The organism is Staphylococcus sp. HMSC34G04, from assembly GCF_001838765.1.
Lineage (GTDB): Bacteria > Bacillota > Bacilli > Staphylococcales > Staphylococcaceae > Staphylococcus > Staphylococcus epidermidis.
In genome coordinates, this window is sequence record NZ_KV838772.1 from 111,222 (window position 1) to 118,442 (window position 7,221).

6 protein-coding genes are annotated in these 7,221 nt (G+C 30.8%); 4 read left to right on the forward strand and 2 right to left on the reverse strand.

Annotated elements, in window-relative coordinates; all coding sequences use genetic code 11:
- Nucleotides 1–31 precede the first annotated feature (31 nt).
- Nucleotides 32–1,768: an ABC transporter ATP-binding protein gene (locus HMPREF3241_RS11850; protein WP_070853678.1), complete on the forward strand. Its 1,737-nt coding sequence runs from the start codon at nucleotides 32–34 to the stop codon at nucleotides 1,766–1,768.
- 150 nt (nucleotides 1,769–1,918) lie between these two features.
- Here the strand turns inward: HMPREF3241_RS11850 and HMPREF3241_RS11855 are convergent, their stop codons facing one another.
- Complete coding sequence (locus HMPREF3241_RS11855; protein ID WP_002447426.1) at nucleotides 1,919–3,013, reverse strand: FUSC family protein; 1,095 nt, start codon at nucleotides 3,011–3,013, stop codon at nucleotides 1,919–1,921.
- 306 nt (nucleotides 3,014–3,319) lie between these two features.
- Nucleotides 3,320–4,609 carry a glutamate-1-semialdehyde 2,1-aminomutase gene (locus HMPREF3241_RS11860; protein ID WP_002447425.1) on the reverse strand — a complete coding sequence of 430 codons (1,290 nt, stop codon included), beginning with the start codon at nucleotides 4,607–4,609 and terminating at the stop codon, nucleotides 3,320–3,322.
- Nucleotides 4,610–4,689: 80 nt separating this feature from the next.
- Between HMPREF3241_RS11860 and bcp the strand changes: the two genes are divergently transcribed.
- The 3 genes from bcp (at nucleotide 4,690) to perR (ending at nucleotide 6,649) form a co-directional block, all read left to right on the forward strand.
- Nucleotides 4,690–5,148, forward strand: coding sequence for a thioredoxin-dependent thiol peroxidase (bcp, locus tag HMPREF3241_RS11865; RefSeq protein WP_002458538.1), 459 nt, complete (start codon nucleotides 4,690–4,692; stop codon nucleotides 5,146–5,148).
- Between the two features lie 2 nt (nucleotides 5,149–5,150).
- Nucleotides 5,151–6,101, forward strand: a complete 951-nt coding sequence (locus HMPREF3241_RS11870) for a phosphoglycerate dehydrogenase (protein WP_002458537.1) — start codon at nucleotides 5,151–5,153, stop codon at nucleotides 6,099–6,101.
- 95 nt (nucleotides 6,102–6,196) lie between these two features.
- Nucleotides 6,197–6,649: a peroxide-responsive transcriptional repressor PerR gene (gene perR, locus HMPREF3241_RS11875; protein WP_002458536.1), complete on the forward strand. Its 453-nt coding sequence runs from the start codon at nucleotides 6,197–6,199 to the stop codon at nucleotides 6,647–6,649.
- Nucleotides 6,650–7,221: the final 572 nt, after the last annotated feature.

The following is a 7,221-nucleotide window of genomic DNA, read 5'->3' on the forward strand; positions in this document are numbered from 1 at the left end:
TTCATTTTCAAATTATTAGGAGGGAAGGCGCATGATAAAACGATATTTAAAGTTTGTAAAACCTTATAGATATCGTATTATTGCAACAATTATAGTAGGAATTATTAAATTCGGTATTCCCATGCTCATACCTTTATTGATTAAATATGCTATAGATGGCGTGATTAATAATCATTCGCTTACAAATCAAGAAAAATTTAGTCACCTTGGTGTAGCAATAGGAATTGCATTATTTATATTCTTAATTGTTCGTCCGCCGATTGAGTTTATTAGACAATATTTAGCTCAATGGACAAGTAATAAAATACTATATGATATTCGTAAACAATTGTATAATCACTTGCAAGCACTAAGTGCTCGATTTTATGCAAATAATCAAGTCGGTCAAGTCATTTCAAGAGTGATTAATGACGTCGAACAAACAAAAGACTTCATTCTTACTGGATTGATGAATATCTGGCTTGACTGTATAACGATTATTATCGCACTTTCTATTATGTTCTTCCTTGATGTAAAATTGACGTTTGCTGCTATTTTTATTTTTCCATTTTATATTTTAACTGTTTATTTTTTCTTTGGAAGATTACGTAAACTTACACGTGTGCGCTCACAAGCTCTAGCAGAAGTACAAGGCTTCTTACATGAGCGGGTTCAAGGAATGTCTGTTATTAAAAGTTTTGCTATTGAAGACAATGAAGCGAAAAATTTTGATAACCATAACAAAAACTTTTTACAACGAGCATTCCAACATACAAGATGGAACGCGTATTCTTTTGCTGCTATTAATACTGTTACAGATTTAGGTCCAATAATTGTGATTGGCGTGGGTTCATATTTAGCAATTACCGGGTCGATTACTGTCGGAACTCTAGCAGCATTTGTCGGTTATCTAGAACAATTATTTGGACCACTTAGAAGACTAGTATCTTCATTTACTACACTTACACAAAGTTTTGCATCTATGGACAGAGTATTTCAATTAATGGATGAGGATTACGACATCAAAAATGGCATTGGAGCACAGCTAATTAAAATCAGTGAGGGTCAAATTGATTTAAAACATGTGAGTTTCAAATATAATGAAAATGAAAAAGAAGTATTACACGATATTAATTTAAAAATTAACAAAGGTGAAACTGTAGCTTTTGTAGGTATGAGTGGTGGAGGAAAATCTACTTTGATTAATCTTATACCAAGATTTTATGATGTGACTCAAGGTGAAATACTTATCGATCATCATAATGTTAAAGAGTTCCTAACTGGTAGTTTGAGGAATCAAATAGGCTTAGTACAACAGGATAATATTCTTTTTTCTGATACTGTTAAGGAGAATATTTTGTTGGGTAGGCCTGATGCGACTGATGATGAAGTCGTAGAAGCTGCAAAAATGGCGAATGCCCATGATTTTATTTCAAACTTACCGAATGGATATGATACTGAAGTAGGGGAACGTGGAGTTAAATTATCAGGTGGACAAAAACAAAGGTTGTCAATTGCACGTATCTTTTTAAATAATCCTCCTGTTTTAATATTAGATGAAGCAACAAGTGCATTGGATTTAGAGAGTGAAGCAATTATTCAAGAAGCACTTGATGTTTTAAGTAAGGATAGAACAACATTAATTGTTGCACATCGTTTATCGACAATTACTCATGCAGATAGGATAGTTGTAATGGAAAATGGACGAATTGTTGAGACTGGCACACACCAACAATTAATTAATAAACGCGGTGCATATGAGCATCTTTATAGTATTCAAAATTTATAAAACATTGAAAATGCCTGAGACTGTTGTTGTCTCAGGCATTTTTGTACTGTTGGCAGTTATTAAAAATAAGAACTATTTTACCTATAGTCAAAACAGCTAACTAGTAGAATTTCACTGGTTAATCCAATAAAATTCTGATTTACCATTGTATTATAAGTCAAAGTCCTCATCTGAAATGTCTATATCAGTATCAGAACGGTGATAGGTAAAGAAACTTAAACGGATGCGATCTAAGTGTTCAAGTTGATATCTGTATTCTTCAATTTCAGCAATAATTTGCATCATATTGCTATAAGAATATTGCGTCTGATGTGGGTTTTTAATTAATTCTTGCTGAAAAGCATCCATCAAGTTTTTCTTCTGAGGATTGTCAACTTCATAATCTAGTTGAGTGACATCATATCTAGCTTTTTTAGATAAACTCTTAAATATTTGTTCATGTAAAGTAACTAATGAATCAAGTTCTAATTTGATTTGTAAAAGTAATTGATTATTTAGTTGATATAAATCATTTTGATATCGTGACATTCGTTTTAGCACTTCATATGCTTGTCTAGTCGTTCTAACTACTTCTCTAAATAGTATTTTTTTTCTATTCTGTTGATAAATATGTTTTTTTGTTAATGGTCTTTCTTCATTGTAATAGTCGAAAATCTTTTCTAATTTATTGATGCGTGAGTTTAGTTGATCACCATCCTGTTTAATATTATGAAATTCTGATGTGTCATTGAGTACAAGTTTAAACCACACAAATATATCAGAAGAAATATTCATTGAATTATAATAAATTTTTGTTTCAAACTTAGGAGGTAAAAAAATTAGATTGACAATAGAAGAACTCAATACACCAATCATCACTAGTACAAATCTAAAAAATGCAGCAACATAGAAAGAACCAGTATGTTGCCCCATAATTATAAGAGCAGTTACGCTTGCAAGTGTTGCTACATGAGCTAGATTAAATTGGAACAAAATTGCAATGAGTAAAATAACGGTAACGCCCATGATAATGAAATTATCACTGAATATCGTTACCATTGTTACTGCAAGTAGTGCACCAATCACATTACCAATAGCTTGTTCAGAAACAGTTTTGATTGAGCGATAAACACTTGGTTGCATGGCAACTACTGCACTGACACCTGCTAACGTTTTTAGACCAATATTATCAGGAAGTAAAGAAGCGATAGACATAGCTAAGATAATGGCTATACCAGTTTTGAAAATCCGAGCTCCAAGTCTCAAATTAAATGCTCCTTTTAATTATTTTGAGTAATAATAATACTCTCATTCATTATTGTTATACACCCCTGAACTTAAATAATCAAGTTTATCTATATGCAATGTGGTTTTTAGATGAAAAATTTTAAGAAATTAAGTAAATAGTTTTATTTTGTACTTTATAAGCTATTAAATTTTATAAACTATCATAAATTTTACTTAAGAAAAGTGAAAACGCAAATTTCAATTAAATTTTCAACAGTTAATTCATAATTGAACATAAAAAGAACTTGAACACATAGGTAATGTGTCAAGTTCTCATACTGTAGGTTATTTCATTTTACTAAATGCATAATCAGCTGCTTCTAGTGTACGATCAATATCTTCTTCAGTATGTTCTGTAGTTAAGAACCACGCTTCAAATTTAGAAGGTGCGAGATTAATGCCTTGGTTCAACATTAATTTAAAGAATTGAGCGAAAGCATCTCCATCAGAGTTTTCAACTTGTTCATAATGCGTAACTTTTTCATTTGTGAAATACAATGTCAGTGAGCCATAGATTCTATTTATTGTTGCTGTAATTTGATGCTTATCTATTAATTTTTGTAACCCTTCTTCAAGACGACGACCTAATTGATCAAGTTTATCATAAACACCTTCTTGTTCAAGAACCTCTAATAAAGCAATACCTGCTCTCATTGATAACGGGTTACCGGCCATTGTTCCGGCTTGATAAGCTGGACCTAGTGGTGCAACGTGCTCCATAATATCTTGTCGACCACCGTAGCCACCAATTGGTAAACCACCGCCAACAATCTTACCAAAAGCTGTGAGATCTGGTTTAACACCTAATAAATCTTGAGCTGCACCATAATGGAAACGAAAAGCAGTGATAACTTCATCATAGATAACTAATGTTCCATTATCATGAGAAATTTTATTTACTTCTTCTAAGAAGCCTGGTTGTGGCATGACCATCCCAAAATTACCCACAATCGGCTCTACTAATACTGCTGCAATATCGTCTTTCCAATAATCAATAGCTTCTCTATATGATTCTATATCATTAAACGGTACTGTAATAACCTCTTGTGCAACACTTTGGGGGACACCAGCAGAATCAGGAGAACCAAGTTGAGAAGGTCCACTACCAGCTGCCACTAAAACTAAATCAGAATGACCATGATAAGAGCCTGCAAACTTAATAATTTTGTTTCTTTTAGTGTAAGCACGAGCAACTCTAATTGTCGTCATAACTGCTTCAGTACCTGAGTTTACGAAACGGATCTTTTCTAAAGAAGGAACAGCTTCTCTAAGTTTTTTTGAGAATTTTATTTCTAATTCAGTAGGTGTCCCATAAAGCACACCTTTTGCTGCTTGATCTTGGATTGCTTCGGTAATATGCGGGTGTGCATGACCAGTTATTATTGGTCCATAAGCTTGTAGATAGTCGATATATTTATTACCATCTACATCATATAAGTAAGCGCCATGACCTTCTTTCATTACTACTGGTGCCCCGCCACCTACTGCTTTATACGACCGTGAAGGTGAATTCACACCTCCCAAAATATATTCATTAGAAAGTTGCTGAAGACGTTCGCTTTCAGTAAATTTCATATCTATCAACCTCTTTTTATTTAATATTTTCAATTAATATCGTATCATAAAAGCAACACAATTAAGAAATAGGTGAGTATATGATTAGTAAAGGTGAACAATTTCCCTCTTTTTCTTTAGAAAATCAAGATGGTAATTTTATTTCAAATGAAACAATTAAAGGTCGTAAAACAATTCTTTATTTTTATCCAAGAGATAATACACCAACGTGTACTACTGAAGCTTGTGAATTTAGAGATCACATTGAAGATTTTAACCAACTTGATGTAGATATATATGGAATAAGCGCAGACTCTAAAAAGAAACATCAAAATTTTATAAAAAAACATCAATTGAATTTTGACTTACTTGTAGATAAAGATTATCAACTTGCTGATAAAGTAGGGGTTTACCAATTGAAAAAATCATTTGGCAAGGAGAATATGGGGATTGTAAGAACAACATTTATTCTCGATGAAAATGGTAACATTATTGATGTGATTGAAAATGTAAAGGTAAAAACGCAAATTGAAACAATAAAAAATATTCTGGAGGGTTAATTTTGAAAATTGTTAGCTTAAATAGATTAAATGAAATAGAAAACGAATTAAGAAAACAATTTCCAAACGAAGAATTTAAATTTTATGACAAAGCTATAAATATCCCAATCAATGATAGAAAAACTATGGACATTTTAATAGGTTATGATGGCAAAATAGATCGTCACTTTATCGAACATTGTATCAACCTTAAATGGATTGCATGGTTTGCAACAGGTGTAAATAATTTACCGTTAAATTATATTAAAGAGCGAGATATCATTCTAACAAATGGTAAAGGTATACAAGCTAAACAAGTTTCTGAATATATAATGACATTCATTTTGGATGATTATAAAAAAATGAAAACTTCCTATAGAAATCAAATTGAAAAAAATTATGACTCCAGAATTACTGGTAAAAGATTAAACGAAGAGACTTTATTGTTATTGGGAACAGGTGCGATTGCACAAAGGGCTGCTTATTTAGCCAAAGCTTTTGGAATGAAAGTGATAGGGGTTAGTAAGTCAGGAAAAAATGTTGAACAATTTGATGAAGTATATACAATTGAAGAGTTAGATAATGTTATTGAAAAGGCGAATATTATTGTTAATGCATTACCTGAAACTGAAGAAACAATTCACTTATTAAAAAGAAAACATTTCATACAAATGGACAATAATGTTTTATTTATAAATGTAGGAAGGGGAACAATTGTTGATGAGGAAATGCTCATCAATGTACTCAAGGATCGATTAATCAGACATGCTTATTTGGATGTTTTTGAAAAAGAACCACTTAGTAAGGATAATCCTTTATATGATTTAGACAATGTGACTATAACTGCTCATATTACAGGTAATGATTCTAATAATAATAGAGAAGCTACGGATATTTTCAAAAAGAATCTTGAGCATTTTCTCAATAATTATGATGTAATTGAGAATAAAGTAGACTTAGATTATGGTTACTAATTGAAAATAGCAAGTATTTATTGACATTTATTTATAGCAACAGTTATATTAATATTAAGTAATAATAATTATTATTTAGAAAGATGGTGAAAAAAGTGAGTGCGGAACTTGAATCTATTGATCATGAACTTGAAGAGTCCATTGCGTCATTAAGACAAGCGGGCGTTCGTATTACACCCCAAAGACAAGCAATTATGCGCTATCTTATATCTTCACATTCACATCCAACAGCAGATGAAATATATCAAGCACTTTCACCTAAATTTCCTAATATAAGTGTTGCTACTATCTATAATAATCTAAGAGTATTTAAAGATATTGGTATAGTCAAAGAGTTAACATATGGTGATTCATCTAGTAGGTTTGATTTTAATACACATAATCACTACCACATTATATGTGAAAAATGTGGTAAAATCGTTGACTTCCATTATCCACAATTGGATGAAGTAGAGCAATTAGCTCAACATGTAACAGATTTTGATGTTACTCATCATCGGATGGAAATATATGGAGTATGTAAAGATTGCAAAGAAGAAGAAAATTGATGAAAGTAAGTTCATAGAAGCAAAATAAAAATTTAGTCATTATTGATACTTTTGTGAAGTTTTATTGAGATAAAATAATGATGAAATAGTATGACTGTTTAGCAATTTCATATAATTAATCGTATATAAGTAGTAGGGGCTGTAATAATTTGTACAGCCTCTTTTTTTTACATAAGACTTCGTTTTGCAGATGTACAAAACGAAAGTATTTACACTATATAATTATAATGTACTATATGTAGATATATATTCACTCATTAAGTAAATTTTAACTTAAAAAATCAACAATAAATATTGACGTTACGTTTATATCTTGATACTATATAAAAGTCGTCAAAAGCAGTTTAATTAATTGAAAAGAAAAAGTTAAGAACTTTAAAATTTAGTTAACAAAGTGTAATTTTGACTATTGAAATTAAAATCAATACATTATAAAATGTTATTTGTTGAATTAATTAAGAATCGACAAGAAATAAAATATAAATTAATTCTTGACTTAATAAATTCCATTTGTTACAATGATGTATTGTAAGTGTTAAAGAACATTGAAAACTGAATGACAATATGTCAAC

Bases quoted from the DNA above. Each gene is read 5' to 3' on its own strand.
- HMPREF3241_RS11850 (WP_070853678.1), top strand. From the start codon at position 32: ATGATAAAACGATATTTAAAGTTTGTAAAACCTTATAGATATCGTATT.
- HMPREF3241_RS11860 (WP_002447425.1), bottom strand. From the start codon at position 4,609: ATGAAATTTACTGAAAGCGAACGTCTTCAGCAACTTTCTAATGAATAT.
- bcp (WP_002458538.1), top strand. From the start codon at position 4,690: ATGATTAGTAAAGGTGAACAATTTCCCTCTTTTTCTTTAGAAAATCAA.